Source organism: Microbacterium sp. T2.11-28 (assembly GCF_950097975.1).
GTDB lineage: Bacteria > Actinomycetota > Actinomycetes > Actinomycetales > Microbacteriaceae > Microbacterium.
In genome coordinates this window covers 299,425-316,717 of record NZ_CATNHF010000012.1, presented here as the reverse complement: position 1 = coordinate 316,717, position 17,293 = coordinate 299,425, and the positions used below count along the sequence as shown (strand labels likewise).

At 70.9% G+C, this 17,293-nt stretch carries 9 protein-coding genes; 4 read left to right on the top strand and 5 right to left on the bottom strand.

Annotation, left to right across the window (positions count from 1 at the left end):
- Window positions 1-11: 11 nt before the first annotated feature.
- Together QQZ13_RS08520 and QQZ13_RS08515 are read right to left on the bottom strand one after the other, a co-directional pair.
- The gene (locus QQZ13_RS08520) at window positions 12-6,107 is read right to left on the bottom strand and encodes an Ig-like domain-containing protein (protein WP_284528594.1); all 6,096 of its coding nucleotides are present in this window, start codon (window positions 6,105-6,107) and stop codon (window positions 12-14) included.
- 256 nt (window positions 6,108-6,363) lie between these two features.
- The gene (locus QQZ13_RS08515) at window positions 6,364-8,715 is read right to left on the bottom strand and encodes an excinuclease ABC subunit UvrA (RefSeq protein ID WP_284528593.1); all 2,352 of its coding nucleotides are present in this window, start codon (window positions 8,713-8,715) and stop codon (window positions 6,364-6,366) included.
- A 244-nt stretch (window positions 8,716-8,959) separates the two neighbouring features.
- Here QQZ13_RS08515 and QQZ13_RS08510 point away from each other — a divergent pair, with 244 nt between their 5' ends.
- From QQZ13_RS08510 to QQZ13_RS08495, 4 genes are read left to right on the top strand one after another with little or no spacing between them, the layout of a single operon-like run.
- A complete protein-coding gene (locus QQZ13_RS08510; RefSeq protein ID WP_284528592.1) occupies window positions 8,960-9,232 on the top strand; it encodes a hypothetical protein in 273 nt (90 codons plus the stop codon).
- Window positions 9,229-10,347, top strand: coding sequence for a hypothetical protein (locus tag QQZ13_RS08505; protein WP_284528591.1), 1,119 nt, complete (start codon window positions 9,229-9,231; stop codon window positions 10,345-10,347). Before QQZ13_RS08510 ends, QQZ13_RS08505 begins: the two co-directional genes overlap by 4 nt.
- Window positions 10,344-11,438, top strand: a complete 1,095-nt coding sequence (locus QQZ13_RS08500; protein WP_284528590.1) for a hypothetical protein — start codon at window positions 10,344-10,346, stop codon at window positions 11,436-11,438. The genes QQZ13_RS08505 and QQZ13_RS08500 overlap by 4 nt, the downstream gene beginning before the upstream one ends.
- Window positions 11,435-12,124 carry an ABC transporter ATP-binding protein gene (locus QQZ13_RS08495; protein ID WP_284528589.1) on the top strand — a complete coding sequence of 230 codons (690 nt, stop codon included), beginning with the start codon at window positions 11,435-11,437 and terminating at the stop codon, window positions 12,122-12,124. The genes QQZ13_RS08500 and QQZ13_RS08495 overlap by 4 nt, the downstream gene beginning before the upstream one ends.
- Here QQZ13_RS08495 and QQZ13_RS08490 read toward each other — a convergent pair.
- From QQZ13_RS08490 to recQ, 3 genes are all read right to left on the bottom strand, one after another.
- The gene (locus QQZ13_RS08490) at window positions 12,109-12,681 is read right to left on the bottom strand and encodes a DNA-3-methyladenine glycosylase I (protein ID WP_284528588.1); all 573 of its coding nucleotides are present in this window, start codon (window positions 12,679-12,681) and stop codon (window positions 12,109-12,111) included. The two genes, QQZ13_RS08495 and QQZ13_RS08490, sit on opposite strands and share 16 nt — an antisense overlap.
- A gap of 228 nt (window positions 12,682-12,909) precedes the next feature.
- Window positions 12,910-15,015, bottom strand: coding sequence for an acyl-CoA dehydrogenase (locus QQZ13_RS08485; protein ID WP_284528587.1), 2,106 nt, complete (start codon window positions 15,013-15,015; stop codon window positions 12,910-12,912).
- Between the two features lie 195 nt (window positions 15,016-15,210).
- Window positions 15,211-17,265 (bottom strand): DNA helicase RecQ, encoded by a 2,055-nt coding sequence (gene recQ / locus QQZ13_RS08480; protein WP_284528586.1) that lies wholly within the window; start codon window positions 17,263-17,265, stop codon window positions 15,211-15,213.
- Window positions 17,266-17,293 lie beyond the last annotated feature (28 nt).

Below are 17,293 nucleotides of genomic sequence, written 5' to 3'. Positions count from 1 at the left end.
TCTCGTGCGGGCTATCGAGCCCAGAATCGCTTCTCGGTGTCGACCGCGCCGCCCCAGCCCTTGATGTCGACCCACACGTCGACGTCATCGGAGCCGTGCCAGCACTGCAGCTGCACCGACCCGTTCGAGGGGATGTTGAACGGCCCGTCGTACGAGTTGAACTTGTTCGAACTCGACGTGTAGCAGTCCACGCGGTAGCTCCCGCCGGGGAAGTTCTCCGTGTTGACCCGGAAGTAGTAGCAGCCGTTCGCGCACGCCTGCGGCCCGCCGCTGCCCTTCGTGACCCACACCCGCGGAGACGGCGGCGGCGGCGCATCCTGCGTCCGGGCAGAGTCGGAAGCCGTGGTGGTCGTGCTGCCCGCGGCACTCGTGCGGACGTCGATCGTGCGCGTGGTGCTGTAGCCGACGTTGTAGCTCTCGGTGCCGCTGGCCGACACGGTCCGCCACCCGCGGCCGTCGCCCGTGCGGATCTCCGTCGTGACGTCGCGGCCGTTGCGCGCCGGGGACGACCAGGTCATCGTGATGGTCGTGCCGTTCGCGGTCGCCCGGGCCGTCGGGTTGCCGATCTGCCCGTAGGGGCGGACCTGGTTCGACGCCGCCGACGGGTCGCCCTCGTTCGTGACCCCCTCGACGGTGGACACGGCGCGCACGCGGATCGAGTAGGTGCCGTTGTTGTCGACCTGCCCGTTGCCGATCGTCCCCGAGCCGCCGTTCCCGCCGGCGACCCAGTCGCCGCGCCAGCCGCCGTTGTTCACCGAGTACTGGTAGGCCACCTGGCTCGCGTTCGCGCCGTTGAGCGATCCCGCGGTCCACGTGACGCCGACGCGGTTGTCACCCTCGGTGGCGGCGACCGCCGTCGGCGCGGACGGCGTGCCCGCGGCCTGACGCGGCGCCGAGGCGGGGCTCCATTCGCCCCAGCCCGCCTTGTTGGAGGCGCGCACGCTGAACGTGTACGAACTGGTCGAGTTGTCCACCGTCACGGCCTGGCTCGTCTGGCCGGCGGCCACGTCGATGGTGCGCACCACCGAGGACCCCTGCAGGACCCGCAGCTGGTACCCGGCGATCGCGTCGCCGTTGTTGGCCGGCTGGTTCCACGACACCCGCATCTGGCTCTGCGAGCCGACGGAGTCGATCCGCTCGGTCGTCGGCGCGGCGGGCGCGTCGGGCTGGCGGGCGGGGATCTCCGTCGCCGACCAGCCGCTGAAGTCCGACGGCTCGGGGGCGCGGTTGTGCGCGCGGACACGCACCTGGTAGGCGACGCCGTTCTCCAGTCCGTCCCACGTGATGCGGGTCTGCGTCACGCCGGTCTTCTGGGTGACCCCGGAGGGCGGGGCGGGGGAGATCTCGAGCGTGTAGCTCTCCACCGGCGAGCCCTCGGTGCGCGGCACCGTCCACGAGACGTCGAGGCTGCGGTCGCCGAAGGCGAGCGTGGGCGGGTTGGGCTGGTCGGGACGCTGGTCGGGGCGCGCGGTCTCGGACGGCACCGAAGGGTCGGAGGTGCCCACGCTATTGGTGGCCGTGACGACGAAGTTGTACTCGACGTTGTTCGTCAGCCCGTCGAGGGTGCAGGTCGTGGACGGGCATGCCTTGGAGTACCCACCCGCGACCGAGGTCACCGTGTAGCCGGTGATGGGGCGTCCGTTGTCGATGGGCGGCGTCCAGGAGAGAACGACGGTGCGGCTCTCCACCGCGGTGACGGTGGGCTTGCCGGGAGCGTCGGGGCGGCCCTGGACGGTGACGCGGACGCGACCCTCCACGCGGCGGTCCGCATCCTGCGTCTTGTCCTCGACCGTGTAGCGCGCCACCAGCGTGCCGACGAAGTCGGAGGCGCTCGTGACCTCGATGCGGTCGCCGTTCACCTGGACGGACTGGAACTGCCCGGACTCCTGCTCGACGCCGACCACCTTTAGCGGGGTGTCGGGGAACGGGTTCACGTCGTTGTTCAGCACCGGCACCGACACCATCACGCCCTGGTCGGCCTGGGCGACGATGTCGTCGTTCGCGTTCGCGAGCTCGCGCGTGGAAGCGGTCACCGTCACGGTGACGGCGGCCTCGACGGGCGTCGTCTGCCCGTCCGTCGCACGGAGCTGGAGCGAGAACGTCGTCCCCTTGGCCACATCGGCGTCGGCGGCCACCAGCAGCGAGCCGCCGTCGATCGTCGCCCGCACACCCGCCGGCGCACCGTTCGCGAGGTCGAAGGTGATGTTCTCCTCGTCGCCGGGATCGGGGTCGGTGACGAGCTCGCGCAGGTTCAGCCGCGCCGCGTCCTCGCCGGGCGCCACCGAGAGCGAGGCGCCCACGAACGTCGGCGGCTGGTTCTCGGGAGGAAGGACGGTGATCGGGATCGTCAGCGTGGCCTTGCGGCCGTCGGGATCGTCGGGACCCGTGCCGTCCGTCACCTCGAAGGTGAGGGCGTCCGCGCCGAAGTAGCGGTCCTTCGACGTGTAGACGAGCGTCGTCTGGTCCTTCACGAGCGAGGCGCCGTTGGAATGGGCGGCCTTGGCCTTTCCGGCCTCGGTGATGACGACCTTCTTGCCGCCCGCCGCGGTGACGTACTCGGCCAGAGGGAGCTCGACGGTCTCGCCGCTGTCCACCACGAGGGCCTCGGTCGAGAGGAGGCTCGGCGGCAGCGCATCCAGCGACGGCACGCGGAGGAAGGCGGATGCCGACTGATCGTCGACGTCGGTCACGGTGTAGGTGATCAGCTGCGGCTCATCGGTGAGCGTCACGCGCACGATGCCGTCGGCACGCACCTGCGCCGATCCGCCGCCGGTGCCCAGAGTCACCTCGAGTGCACTGCGGGTGCCGTCGGGGTCGTCGTCGTTCTCGAGCACCGCGATGTCGGCCGTGCCCTGCTCGGTGACGTCCTCGGCCAGGACGCGGTCGTCGCGCGCGATCGGCGGGAGGAGCGGCACGTCGGGGTCGACGGTGATCTGCACCGAGGTGGTGGCCTCCAGGCCGCGCTCGTCGGCGATCGTGTAGTTCACGCTCGTCTGCATCGGCTCGTCGGGCGCGGTGATCAGCAGGTAGCGGCCCGAGACCTCCGCGTCGAGCCCCGAGACGCCCTCGGGCAGCTCGACGGCGTTCGCGGCGAAGCCGAACTGGTCGCCGTCCGGGTCGGAGTCGTTGTCGAGCACCGGCAGGGCGACCTGGCGCCCGGGCCGCATGATGACGGCGTCGCGGACCGCGTAGGGGGCCTGGTTGGCCGAAGCGACCGGTGCGATCCCCAGCTGCACGGTGGCGGTGGCCTCCTTGCCGAGGCGGTCGCGCACCCGGTACGTGAAGGTGTCGACGCCGATCGACTCCTCGAAGGCCTCGTAGACGAACGAGGCGACCTTCGTCTCCACGATGCGTCCCTTGGCGGGCGCGGAGGCGAGACCGACGAGCTCGACGGAGTCGCCGTCCTCGTCGATGCCGTCCAGCGGCACCGGGATCTCCACCTTGGACCCGCCGAGCACGCGCGCCGTGAGATCCCGCGGGCGCGGCGCCGCGTTGCCGTCCTCGTTCATCGGGAGGATCTGGATGCGGACGAAGCCGGCGTCGCGCTGCCCCGTCGAGTCCACCGCGTCGTAGGTCAGGTTGACGGTCTTGGCCTCGGTCCCCGCACGGAAGCGGACGGTGTCCTCGGCCACGAAGGCCTCGCCGTCCTCCGGGTCGACCGTCTCGACGAGCTCGTCGGCGACGTGGATGGTGTCGCCGTTGGGGTGGTAGTCGTTGTCGAGCACGGGGATCGTGACGACATCGCCCACGCGCACGACCGCCTGGTCGGGCTCGGCGACCGGCGGCCGCAGCCGAGATGGCGCCGGCACGGGGATGACGACGATCTCCCCGGTGGCGGAGGCCACGCCGTTGGAGATGGTGTACGCGACGCGCACCTGACCATCCAGACCGCTCTGGTCGGTGATGCGCACCGTCTCATGGCCGAGGACGGCCGCGGCCACGCCGCTGCCGGGCTCCACGCTCACCGACTGCACGACGAGGATGCCCCCGCCGGGGTCGGAGTCGTTGCCCAGCACGTTGACGAGCACGTCGCCGCCCTGGGGCAGGAGCGCGATGTCGCGGACGGCGACCGGCGGGAGGTCGTTCTCCTCGTCGGGGAGCACGTCCACGCGCACGAGACCGGGCACCGAGTTCGGGCCCGCCGAGACGAGGTACTGCACGTAGTGCGTCCCCACCTTCGTCGAGGTGAAGGTGAAGGTCTTGTCGGGGAAGTCGGCGACGATCCGGGCGTCCTCGACCTCGTCGACGCGCGTCAGGCGCAGCGGCTCGCTGCCCGAGCTGGTGTCGTTGGCCAGCGGCGTGACGGTGATCGACTGCCCCGCGCGCACCACGACGTGGTCGGCGTTGGTGATCGGCTGCGTCGTCCCGAGGGGGCGGATGTCGTAGACGGCGACGCCCGTTCCGGTGTCGGTGCCGTCCGAGACGGAGACGGGCACCTCCTTGCGGCCCTGCACCCCGCCGATCGCCCGGTAGGTGATCTGCCCGTCCGAGGTGAAGTCGGCCTCGTCGCCGCCGTCGGGGGTGACGGCGAGCAGGAAGATGTCGTCGCCGTCGGGATCGATCCAGTCCGACAGCACGTTGTACGACGCGGTGCCGCCCGTCTCGACCGGCACCGAGGTCTTGCGGCGCTGCACGGGCGGGGAGTTCTGATCCAGCGGCCGCACCGTGACGGTCACCGACGCCGTGTCGGTGCCCTGCCGTCCGTCGTCGACCTCGTACGTGAACGTCGTCGACCCCGAGGCGTCCTCGGGAACGGTGATCTGGAGGGCCGCGCCGTTGTGAATCGGCTCGATCGTCCCGAACGACGGCTCGCGCTCGACCGACGCGACGAGCACGTCGCCGTCGGCGTCCGTGTCGTTCTCGAGCACCGGGAGCACGGTGGTGCGGCCCGGCCGCACGCCGTACTGGTCGTCGTTGGCGATCGGCGCCGTGTTGTCCTCGGTGCGCTCGGGGAGGGTGGTCTGCACCGATTCCTCGGTGGTCTCCTCCTCTTCCTCGCCCTCGCCCTCGGGCGGGGTGATGTCCTGCCAGTTGTCGACGCGCTGCATGCTGTCGCTGGCCATCCACGCCGCACCGCCGAAGACGTCGTTGAGCACGACGACGTCGCGGTTCACGCGGAACTGCAGGACGCTCGTCTCGTCGAGGCCGGAGATCGTCTCGGTGAGGTCGTCGGCCTCGCCCGGGCAGTCGCGCACGAACTGCCCCGTGCCCGACCATGCGCCGTAGGCGCAGCCTGCGACGAACACCGGCTGGGCCGCGGTGCCCTCGGCGGCGTCGACTTCGACCGTCGTGGGCTCACCGCCGCCGAGCGGCACCCGCAGGAGCGACGTCGGGGTCGCGAGCGTGACGGCGTCGGTCGCGTCGGAGGCCTGCTGGAGCACCGCGTCGGCGGGCACCTCGACCCGGGTGCCGTCGCTGCCGTAGAGCGTGCCGGTGTCGGCGTCCAGCGCGAACGCCACGTGGCCCACGGCGGTCAGCTGGAGGGTGTGATCCTTCTCGACACCCTCGAGCTCGCGTTCTCCCGACACGGTGACCGTGCCGTCGCCGGCGTCGCCGAAGGCGAGCAGCGAGGCCTTCTCGGCCGAGGCCGCATACACGGTCCCGTCCGTGGCGACGGCCGTGACGGCGCCGTCGCCGAGCTCCGCGATCGGATCCACGGTCTCGGGGGCGAAGGAGGAGACGGCGGAGAAGTCGGTGGACCAGAGCTGGCCGCCCGGGTCGAGGATGGCGACCGATCCCGAGCCGAGGGCGACCCGCGCACCCGCCGGCAGGTCGGTGCTGCCGCCGAGGGTGACCCGCGCCGGGTCGACGGCCGTGACCGTCGTCTCGTCGACGACCAGCACGCGCGATCCGGACTGGAGCACGTCGTAGGTCGCCGTGGCCGTCCGCAGCCCGCCGTCGAGCACGCGCGACTCGTGGTTGAAGTGACCGACGAGCATGCTCGACTGCTTGGTCACCCACACGCCGCCGTCGTGGAGGTCGACCTCGGTGGTGGGATTGCCCTCGTAGACGAAGGCGAGGGTGCCGAGGGTCACCGCGACGGCGCCCACGACACCGACGGATGCGAGCGTGCGCGGACGCGCGCGAAGCCACGCGAAGGACTTCATCGGGCTCGGCTCCCCCCGGGCTGTTCTTCGGCGTGGCGTCGGGAACTGATCGCTGAATCAGTCGCTCACTGTTGGCGGACAGAGTCAGCCTACGTCAGCGATCGCGATGCACCGAGCCCGGAGGCAGGGGAGAACTCCCCATTTTTCACGGCCCGTCCGCGAGGCGTCCTCTGCCGAGCCGACACGCTCTTGCCGAGCCGACACCTCGCGTGCGGTCGGGGCGTGTCGGCTCGGCGGCAACGTGTCGGTTCGCGCGTCAGGAGCCGACGTACGCGGCCAGGTGCTGAGCGGTCAGGGTCGAGCCCGCCGCGACCAGGTCGGCCGGGGTCCCCTCGAAGACCACGGTGCCGCCGTCGTGGCCGGCACCGGGGCCGATGTCGATGATCCAGTCCGCGTGCGCCATGACCGCCTGATGGTGCTCGATGACGATCACCGAGTTGCCCGCCTCGACCAGACGGTCGAGCAGGCTCAGGAGGTTGTCGACGTCGGCCAGGTGCAGGCCGGTGGTCGGCTCGTCGAGCACGTACACCGCGCCCTTCTTCGCCATCGAGATCGCGAGCTTCAGTCGCTGGCGCTCACCGCCCGACAGGGTGTTGAGGGCCTGGCCGAGCGTGATGTAGCCGAGCCCGACGTCGACCATGCGCGCGAGTGTGGCGTGCGCCGGGCTCTTGGGCAGGAACTCCGCCGCCTCCGAGGCCGACATCGCCAGCACCTCCGCGATGTTCCTGCCCTCCAGGGTGTACTCGAGCACGTCGTCGCTGAAGCCGCTGCCCTCGCACAGCTCGCAGCGCGTCTCGACGCTCTGCGTGAAGCCGAGGTTCGTGATGATGACGCCGAGGCCCTTGCAGGCCGGGCACGCTCCCTCGGAGTTCGCGCTGAACAGACCGGGCTTGACGCCGTTCGCCTTGGCGAACGCGGAGCGGATGGCGTCGAGGATGCCGGTGTACGTTGCCGGGCTGCTGCGGCGCGATCCCTTGATCGGCGCCTGGTCGACCACCACGACGTCGTCGAAGGCGGGGACGTTGCCGTGGATGAGCGAGGATTTGCCCGACCCGGCGACACCGGTGACGACGGTGAGGATGCCGAGCGGGATGTCGACGTCGACGCTCTTGAGGTTGTGCTGGGTGGCCCCGCGGATCTGCAGGTGCGAGGTCGCGGTCCGCGTCGCGGGCTTGAGCGAAGCCCGGTGATCGAGGTGGCGGCCGGTCAGCGTGTCCGATGCGCGCAGGCCCGCGACGTCGCCCTCGAACATGATGCGTCCGCCGTTGCGTCCGGCCCCCGGTCCGAGGTCCACCACGTGATCGGCGATCTCGATGACCTCCGGCTTGTGCTCGACGACCAGCACCGTGTTGCCCTTGTCGCGCAGGTGCCCGAGCAGGGCGTTCATCCGCTGGATGTCGTGGGGGTGGAGTCCCGCCGTCGGCTCGTCGAAGACGTAGGTGACGTCGGTGAGGCTCGACCCGAGGTGGCGGATCATCTTGGTGCGCTGCGCCTCGCCGCCCGAGAGCGTGCCGCTGGAGCGGTCGAGGGAGAGGTAGCCGAGGCCGATGTCGATGAAGGAGGCGACCGTCTGCCGGAGCCCCGCCATCAGCGGTGCGACCTCGGGGGCGTCGACGGTGGCGAGCCAGTCGGCGAGGTCGGTGATCTGCATCGCGGCGACCTCGGCGATGTTCTTGCCCGCGATGCGCGAGGAGCGGGCCCCCTCGTTCAGGCGGGTGCCGCCGCAGTCCGGGCACGGCAGGAACTTGACCGCGCGTTCGACGAAGGCGCGCACGTGCGGCTGCAGCGACTCCCGGTCCTTCTGCAGCATCGACTTCGTGATCTTGGGGATGAGCCCCTCGTAGGTCATGTTGGTGTTGGCGACGCGGACCTTCGTCTGATCGCGGTACAGGAAGTCGTGCAGCTCCTGCTCGGTGTACTCGGCGATGGGCTTGTCGCCGTCGACGAAGCCCGACTCCGCGAAGATGCGCACCATCCAGCCGTCGGCGCTGTAGCCGGGCACCCGGATCGCGCCGCCGTTGAGGGAGAGCGAGCGGTCGACGACCTCGTCCACGTCGACCTCGCTCGTCTCACCGAGACCCTCGCATCGCGGGCACATGCCGCCGGTGATCTCGAACGAGCGCCGCTCCTTCTTGCCCTTGTCCTTGCCGACCGCGATGGTCACCGCGCCCGCCCCCGAGACCGACGGCACGTTGAACGAGAACGCCTGCGGCGATCCGACGTGCGGCTGGCCCAGGCGGCTGAACAACAGGCGCAGCATCGCGTGCACGTCGGTCGCGGTCCCCACGGTCGAACGCGCGTTGGCCCCCATCCGCTCCTGGTCGACGATGATGGCCGGGCTCACGTTCTCGAGCGCATCGACCTCGGGTCGGCTGAGCTGACCCATGAACTGCTGGACGAAGGTGGGGTAGGTCTCGTTGATGAGGCGCTGGGACTCGTTGGCGATCGTGCCGAACACGAGCGACGACTTGCCCGATCCGCTGACACCGGTGAAGACCGTGAGCCTCCGCTTGGGGATCTCGACGTCGATGCCCTGGAGGTTGTTCTCGCGGGCGCCGACGACCCGGATGCGGTCGTGGCTGTCGGCGGGGTGCGCGGTGGTGGGCATGGCATCCGTCCTGGTCGTCGGGTCGGTGTGACCCTACAGCTTGGCACCGACCCCGGACAGCCCGAGCTTGCCCCGCCCGCGCCGAGCTGGCTCGTGCGCGAGTTATCCCCAGAACGCTCTGAAGCGTAACGAACGTACGCTCGCGCTTTTATGCTGTGGCTCACAAGCGTGATCATCGATCGCGCGCTCAGGGAGGAAGAGTCCATGCGCAGGTCCACACTCAGAACAGGCCGGCTCGGCACGTATGGGGCTCTCGCCGCCCTCGATCTTCCGCCAGCCGCGACTCGATTCGTGGAACGGGACCCTCGAGAGCACGGCATACGCGAAGAAGTACGACTCGTGGCTCGGCACGACGCAGTGGCTCGTCCGTGGTGAGTCCACATTCTGGGGCTCGAAGACGGTGACGATCAAGGGCAGCGCCGTCGGTGGCACGAGCGGGTCGAGACACTTCCATGCCGGCTCGGGCACCGGCAACCAGATCGACGCGAACGCCGCCGTACGCATCACCGTCAAGTGACCACCCACTCAAGACAGGCGCTCCGCGCCATCCGCGTGGAGTTGTGGAAGTTGGCCGTCGTGCTCTGCGCGGCGGCCAGCCTCACTCTCGCCCTGGGGATGGTGTTCCCCGTTCAGTTCGTGCTCGACACCGCCGGATACCGCTATACCGAGGCCCGAACATCGGCCCCGGTCGAGGCCGACCCCGACAGCGGCCCCGCCCTGAGCCGCGCTCTCAGCGGGGAGCGGGTCGCGTTGGCTTCCACCATCACGACCGCTGCCGGCACCTCGACGAGAGCGGTCCCGAACGTCGATCTGTGGGTTCTCTCGGGCGACGAGCCCGACTTCGAGCTCACCCTGATGCCCTCGGAGACGCGGGTCGCCGGCGGTGTGCGTGACCCGCACGACGAGAGCGACTGGATCGACATCAACATCGACATCGCCCGGGGGCTCGATCTCTCACCCGGCGACCCTGTCCGACTCGTGACGGGACCCGACACGACCGCCGACCTCACCGTGCGCGGGGTGTACGCCGTCCGCGCGATGGCCACCGACGGCCTCGCTCAGATCTCTGCGCGGACCGCGTCCGCGCACTTTCCGCCGGAGGCGACCTCGCCGACGCAGATGCTGACGACGGCGGCGCCGACGGCGGTCCTGAAGGTGCTGAGGTCGGAGCCCTGGAAGTCACGGCTGCTGGAGGGCAACTACACCGAGCCATTCACTGCGCAGCCTCAGGACGCCACGCTCGAGCGCGCCGAGGATCAGGCGGTGGCCAAGCTTTCGCTCATCCTCGCGATCAGCGCGATCGCGTTCCTGGCGCTGCTGGCGATCATCACGGGCGAGTCGGTCTCGATCCTGCGGGTGTTCCGCGGACGCGCCACCCTCCTGATCGAGCTGGGCGCGTCCGCCCGACGCGTGTACCGCGGCGTCGTGGTCGCGGTCTGCACGGTGATCCTCGCATCTCTGACCATGGGCTCCGCGATCGGCGCTACGGCGTACGCAACAGGCTTCGCCGGTCCCGTCATGCCACCGTCTCTTGCACCGGTGTGGGTGGCCCTCACCGCGGCGGGCGTCATCGTCGGACTGATCACCGCGTCGTTCATCGCGCTCATCCATCTGCGGCAGGCGAGCCGATGACGCCGCGACTGGTCGCCGCGCGCGCACAGGTGCGACACCTGAACGCCGCTCAGCTCTTCGCAGATGCTGTGATGACGTCCGTCGGCGGAATGCTCTCGATGGTCGTCCTCCTGCTCGCCAGTCAGGTCGGCTTCGACGCGCTCGCGTTCGAGGGCCATCTCTTCTACGCGGGCCGCATCCCCGTCGAGGCGGCGTCTGCGCGGCCCGACGCACCGACCATCACCACGGTGTCCGGGGTCAACGTTCTGTCCACCGGTCAGTTCGACGCGGAGGGCCGTGCCGACGGCGATCTCATCGGCTCCGCGCAGCCGACCGTCTGGGTGTACCCGTCCGCCGCAACCACGGATCTGGCAGTGCTTCTCGGCGCGAACCTTCTCGACGGCCGCCCCCGGCCGCGCCAGGCGGCACTCGACGAGGCCACGGCGGCGGCTCTCGGCATCCGGGTCGGCGACGACCTGGTCGTGGCGGCCGACGGTCGTTCATGCCGCATCGGCGTGAGCGCGATCACGCGCCCCTTCCGCGACATCGATGTCGGTCTCGCGAGCGGTCTGCTCGTGCTTGCCGACGACACGTGCGACGAGGTGACCGGTCCGATGACGGCAACGTCGACATCTGCAGTCCGGTACTGGACCACGCCGGGTGGGGAAGAGCGCCCCGGCAAAGAGGAGCGGATCTCGCACGTCTTGCTCGCCCTCTCGGACGTCGAGTTCACCGGCCTGCTGCTGCCCGTTGCGCTGATCAGCCTCGGCCTCTGGCTGCTCGTGAGCCTCCAGGGCGCGCGGCGCGTACGCGCACAACTCGCTCCTGTCGACGATCTCCTGCTCGATCTGGGGTGCCGCTCGGCCCGCCTTCGTTCGACTCCCCTGCTCGTCACTGCGTCGATGACCGCGCTTTCGGCTCTCGGGGCTGCGGCCGCGGTGCGGCAGCTGCTGTGGCAGGTGGCGGGGATCTACATCCAGACGCCGCATTGGCTCGCGACCGCGCTCGGATTCGCCGCCGCCGCGATCGTCGCCGCCGCGATCTCCACGGCGCGGGACCACCGCCGAGCCGCTCTGCAGTCACCCGCCACTCCCACCCAAGGAGCACGATGACCGATTCCCCACTCCGCTTCGACGAGGTGCACTTCCGCCATGTCCACCGGCGTCGGGGCGACGTCGAAGTCCTCCGCGGACTGAGCTTCGCACTCTCCCCGGGGGATCGCGTCGCCCTCGTCGGTCGCTCGGGCTCAGGGAAATCCACCGTGCTCGCGCTCGCTTCCGGCCGACTCACTGCGACCTCGGGAACCGTGTCGGTAGCCGGGGCCGACCTCGGCGCGATGACGATCGACGAGCGGGCACGTGTGCGTCTGAGTCAGATCTCGCACGTCCATCAGGATTTCCGACTGCTGCCGCGGTACTCGGCGCGCGAGAACGTCGAGCTGCCGCTGCTGCTCCAGGGCGTGAGCCGGGTGGAGGCGCGAGAGCGCGCGATCCGCGCGCTGGAGCGCGTGGACCTCGCCGCGCGCGCGGACCACCGGACCACCGAACTGTCGGGCGGTGAACAGCAGCGGGTGGCGATCGCTCGCGCCGTGGTGCGCCCACCCGCCCTGCTGCTGGCCGACGAACCCACCGGCGCACTCGACGCGGGGTTGCGCGACGAGATCCTCGCGCTCCTGTTCGAGACGTGCGAGGGGGCGGCCATCCTGCTCGTGACGCACGATCCGGCCGTCGCGGAGGCGGCGGACCGCATCCTCGAGCTGCCCCGACTCGGGAGCGCGGACGCTCACCCCGCGCGGTGACACCCCACGACGTGGTCGTCGACCATCCCCGCGGACTGCATGAGCGCGTACATCGTCGTCGAACCGACGAAGCGGAAGCCGGCCTTGCGCAGCGCCTTCGACATCGCGTCGGACTCCGCGGTCGTCGCCGGCACCTCGGCGAAGCTCCGCGGCCGCTCGTGCGTCGCGGGCGCGAACGACCACATCAGCGCATCGAGCTCTCCCGGCGCCATCGCCAGCGCCAGGCGCGCGTTGGAGATCGTCGCCTCGATCTTGGCGCGGTTGCGGATGATGCCGACGTCCTGCATGAGGCGCTCGACGTCGTCGGCCGTGAAGGCGGCCACCACGGCCGGCTCGAACCCGGCGAACACCTCGCGGAACCGGGGCCGCTTGCGCAGGATCGTGATCCAGCTGAGCCCGGCCTGGAACCCCTCGAGGCTCATCTTCTCGAACAGCGGACGGTCGCCGTGCAGCGGCCGCCCCCACTCCTCGTCGTGGTACCGGCGGTACTCGGGGTCGTCACCGACCCACGCGCAGCGGTCGATGCCGTCGGGACCGGTGCGGAGGTCGTGCGTCACCCCGTCAGGGTAGCGAGGGTCGACGACAGCACGAAGATGGGGGACCGCCCACCCGAGACGGTCCCCCGTGAAGGCCGCCACCGGCGCCTCGAAGCCGAACGGGCGCCCGGCAGCGCACTGCCTTCACCGTGAAGTGTCCGCAGATGGCCGCCGACGTACATCCGCACCGCGATCGTTACCGCGCCGTGACCGAACGGCACGTCGCGTCCCGGCGCTGCCGCGCGCGTCCTACTTCTTCTTCAGCGACTTCTCCGACACCGGGGCCTCGCCCGAGGCGGCGAGCGCCGCGTAGTGGGCGCGCGCCTCGTCCTGACGCGCCTGCTCGGCGCCGGAGGCGATGGGCGCGCGCACGTGCTCGGGTGCGAAGCCGAACGCGTCGACCAGATCCTGCGCGTGGGGCCGCAGCCGGAGGCACAGGCGGTCGATGTAGCGGGTGACCGCGGCGGCGCGCTGGGTGGACAGCCTGCCGTTGATCAGGTGCCAGGCGAGGTGCTTCTCGATGAGGCTCAGGCCGAACAGGTCGCGCAGCCAGGTCAGCACCTGGCGCGTGCCCTCGTCCTCGATGCGGTTCACGCCGTCGGTCAGCGCCTCCCACTGCAGGAGCTCCCCGTGCGCGCGCGCCGCCTCGATGAGCTCCGACTGGTTGGCGTTGAAGATGACGGCGGCGTCGGCCGGCGAGGCCTTGGCGGCGGGACGCAGGCGCGCGGCGATGTCGGACACCATCTGCTCGACGCGTCCCGCGAGCAGGTCGTGCTGCTGGTCGGCACGGAGGCCGAGTTCCACCGAGCGGGCGGTCGAGCCGAAGTCGGCCACGGTCTGGCCGAGCTGGCGGAGACCCGCTCCGTGGAACAGCTTGCCGGCGGTCTGGCGGGCGGCGAACCCGGCGAGCTTCGCGGCATCCGCGCCCTTGAACTGGCGGGCGTAGTCCGACAGCAGGCGCTTGCCCACCAGCTGGAGGAGGACGTTGTTGTCGCCCTCGAAGGTGACGTAGACGTCGAGGTCCTGGTGGAGGCCGACGAGACGGTTCTCGGCGAGGAAGCCGGCCCCGCCGCAGGCCTCGCGGCACTCCTGGATCGTGTCGAGCGCGTTCCAGGTCGACAGCGGCTTCAGTGCGGCGGCGAGGGTCTCGAGGTCCTCGCGCTCCTCCGGGGTGTCGGCGGTGCCGCCGAAGACGCCGTCGAACTTCCGCAGGAGCTCGTCGTTCGCGAAGAACTGGGCGTACACCTGGGCGAGCCGCGGCAGCAGGCGGCGCTGGTGCTTGCCGTAGTCCAGCAGCACGACCTCGTCGGATCCCGACCCGGAGTCGAACTGGCGGCGCTGGTTGGCGTAGGTGACCGCGATGTGGAGGGCGAGGGCGGTGCCCGTGGTCGCGGCACCGTCGAGCGACACGCGGCCCTGCACGAGCGCGCCGAGCATCGTGAAGAAGCGGCGGCCGGGCGTCGGGATCTCGCTCGAGTACGTGCCGTCCGGGGCGACGTCGCCGTAGCGGTTGAGGAGGTTCTCGCGCGGGACGCGCACATGGTCGAAGTGGAGACGCCCGTTGTCGATCCCGTTCAGCCCGCCCTTCACGCCGTCGTCCTCGCCGCCGATCCCCGGGAGGAACGCGCCGGTCTCGTCCCGCAGGGGGACGAAGAAGCAGTGGACGCCGTAGTTCACGCCGCCGGTGATCAGCTGCGCGAACACCGTCGCGGCCTTGCCGTGCAGGGCGGCGTTGCCCAGGTAGTCCTTCCACGCGCCGCGGAAGGGCGTGTGGATGACGAACTCCTCGGTGGCGGGATCGTAGGTGGCGGTCGTGCCGATGGCGGCGACGTCGGATCCGTGGCCGGTCTCGGTCATGGCGAACGCCCCGGGCAGCTCGAGGCTGATGACATCCCGCAGCCAGCGGTCGTGGTGGACCTTCGTGCCCAGCTGGTAGATGGCCGAGCCGAACAGCCCCCACTGCACACCCGACTTGATCTGCAGGCTCGGATCGGCGAGGACGAGCTCCATGAAGCCCGCGAGGTTGGCGCCGTTGTCGTCGAGCCCGCCGTACTCGGCGGGGAACGCGCGGCGGGATCCGTCGTTGTCGACCAGAAGGTGCAGCTGACTGAGCACGCGCTCGCGGTGGTCGGCCATCGGCTGGCCGTCGATCCGCCAGAAGACCGGGTCCTTGATCAGCTCGCGCGCGCTGCGGCGGGTCTCGGCCCACGTGCCGAGGAGGGCGTTCTCCACCGCGGCCACGTCGATGCGCGGCTCGTGCGCCTCGGCCGCCGAGTGCGCGGCGGTGGGCGCGCCCCCGGCGGGCGTGCGCGTGTTGGTGGCGGGCTTGGTGGGACGGACGGCGGCGTCGGTCATCGCGTACCTCTCGGCGTCGGCGGACAGAAAAGGTCACTGTCGACGGTAGGAGGTCCACAAGGCCCGGCCAACTGCGTTGGACGACTCGCACAACGCCGGTCCCCGCCCCGGCCGATGCCGATTGTGTGAAACCCACACCCGCCCTCTGTGGGACTCAGTTCCACGGCCGGTGAATGGACCGAGGGACGGATGCCGTCAGGCGGAGGCGATCACGGCGAGGACCGCGTCGCCGTAGGCCTCGCGCTTCTTCGCACCGATCCCCGTGATGCCGCTCAGGTCGTCGGCGGTGCGAGGACGCTTGTCGGCCAGGGCACGCAGAGTGGCGTCGCCGAACACGATGTACGCGGGCACGCCCTGCTCCCGCGCCTGCTCCGCGCGCCAGGCGCGGAGCGCCTCGAACAGGTCGCGGTCGCCCTCCGCCACCGCTTCGGGCACACTCCCCTTGCGGACGCGCGTGGTCGTGGCACGGCCGAGCACGTCGCGTCGCAGCGGGACGGACTGCTCGCCGCGGAGCACGGCGGCCGCATCCGGCCCCGGCGCGAGCGTGCCGTACTCCCCCTGCGCGACGAGGATGCCGCGAGCCAGCAGCTGACGGACCACCGAGCGCCAGTCCTGATCCGACAGGTCGGCGCCGATGCCGTAGGTCGCGAGCTTGTCATGTCCCTGCTGGGCGATCCGCTCGGTCGATCCGCCCCGGAGGATGTCGATGAGATGGCCGGCGCCGAACGCCTGACCGCGCTCGCGCTGCAGGCGGACGATCGTCGAGAGGAGCTTCTGCGCGGGGATGAGACCCTCCCACGTGTCGGGCGCCTCGAGGCAGGTGTCGCAGTTGCCGCACGGACCCGACTCCTGGCCGAAATAGCCGAGCAGGTTCTGACGGCGGCACGCCACCGTCTCGCAGAGGGCGAGCATCGCGTCGAGGTGCTGCCCGAGGCGCATCTTGAACGTGCGGTCGCCGGGAGACTGATCGATGAGGCGGCGCTGCTGCACCACGTCGCCGAGCCCGTAGACCATCCAGGCGATCGCCGGCTCGCCGTCACGGCCGGCGCGACCGGTCTCCTGGTAGTAGCCCTCGACCGACTTCGGCAGGTCGATGTGCGCGACGAAGCGGACATCGGGCTTGTCGATCCCCATGCCGAAGGCGATCGTGGCGACCATGACCACGCCGTCGTCGCGCAGGAAGCGCGACTGGTTCGCGGCGCGCACCTCGGCGGGAAGGCCCGCGTGATAGGGCAGCGCGTCGACACCCTGCCCGCGCAGGTAGTCGGCGGTCTGCTCGACAGACTTGCGGCTGAGCGCGTAGACGATGCCCGCCCCGGCCGCACCGTCGCCGTCGAAGCGCCGGATGAACTGGAGCAGCTGCCGCCGGGGATCGACCTTCGGCTCGATGCGGTACTGGATGTTCGGGCGGTCGAAGCTCGCGACGAAGTGCTTCGCGGTCGACAGCGACAGCCGCTCGGTGAGCTCGGCGTGGGTGGCGCGGGTGGCGGTGGCGGTGAGGGCCATGCGGGGCACGCCCGGGAAGCGGTCCGCGAGGTCGCCGAGCGCCAGGTAGTCGGGACGGAAGTCGTGGCCCCATTGGCTCACGCAGTGCGCCTCGTCGATCGCGATGACGCTCAGCCGCCCGCGCTGGAGCAGCGCCGTGGTCGCGGGCACGCTGAGGCGCTCCGGAGCGACGTAGAGCAGGTCGAGCTCGCCGTCGAGGAACGCGCGCTCCACGCCCGCGCGCTCGCCCGGGGACTGGGTGGAGTTGAGGAAGGCGGCGCGCACGCCGTTGGCGATCAGCGCATCGACCTGGTCGTGCATGAGGGCGATGAGCGGGCTGATGACCAGTCCCGTGCCCGGCCGCACGAGAGCGGGCACCTGATAGGTGATCGACTTGCCGCCGCCGGTGGGCATGAGCACGACGGCGTCGCCGCCGCCGACGACCTGCGCCACGATGTCGGCCTGGTCGCCGCGGAAGTCGTCGTAGCCGAAGACCTCCTTGAGCACGGCGCGCGGATCGGCGCCGGTGTGGTCGCGCCGCTCCAGCGAGAGGACGGCTGCCTGCTGCGCCGCCACCGGGGCCGCGCTCCGCCCGGCGGTCGCCGGCCCCGACCCGGCGCGGGTGGCGCGGGCGAGGGCTCCGGCATAGCCGTCGTACGCGGGATCGGGCGGCAGCGGCGCATCGGGGTCGGGCGGAGGCGCCTGCTCGTCGGGATCCCACACCAGGTCGGCGTAGGGGTCGTCGCTCCAGCCGCCGTCACTCACCCGGACAACGATAGCCGCGCCGTCCGAC

Coding starts and splice junctions, on each gene's coding strand:
- QQZ13_RS08520 (WP_284528594.1), bottom strand. CDS start 6,107: ATGAAGTCCTTCGCGTGGCTTCGCGCGCGTCCGCGCACGCTCGCATCC.
- QQZ13_RS08515 (WP_284528593.1), bottom strand. CDS start 8,715: ATGCCCACCACCGCGCACCCCGCCGACAGCCACGACCGCATCCGGGTC.
- QQZ13_RS08510 (WP_284528592.1), top strand. CDS start 8,960: ATGGGGCTCTCGCCGCCCTCGATCTTCCGCCAGCCGCGACTCGATTCG.
- QQZ13_RS08500 (WP_284528590.1), top strand. CDS start 10,344: ATGACGCCGCGACTGGTCGCCGCGCGCGCACAGGTGCGACACCTGAAC.
- QQZ13_RS08485 (WP_284528587.1), bottom strand. CDS start 15,015: ATGACCGACGCCGCCGTCCGTCCCACCAAGCCCGCCACCAACACGCGC.
- QQZ13_RS08495 (WP_284528589.1), top strand. CDS start 11,435: ATGACCGATTCCCCACTCCGCTTCGACGAGGTGCACTTCCGCCATGTC.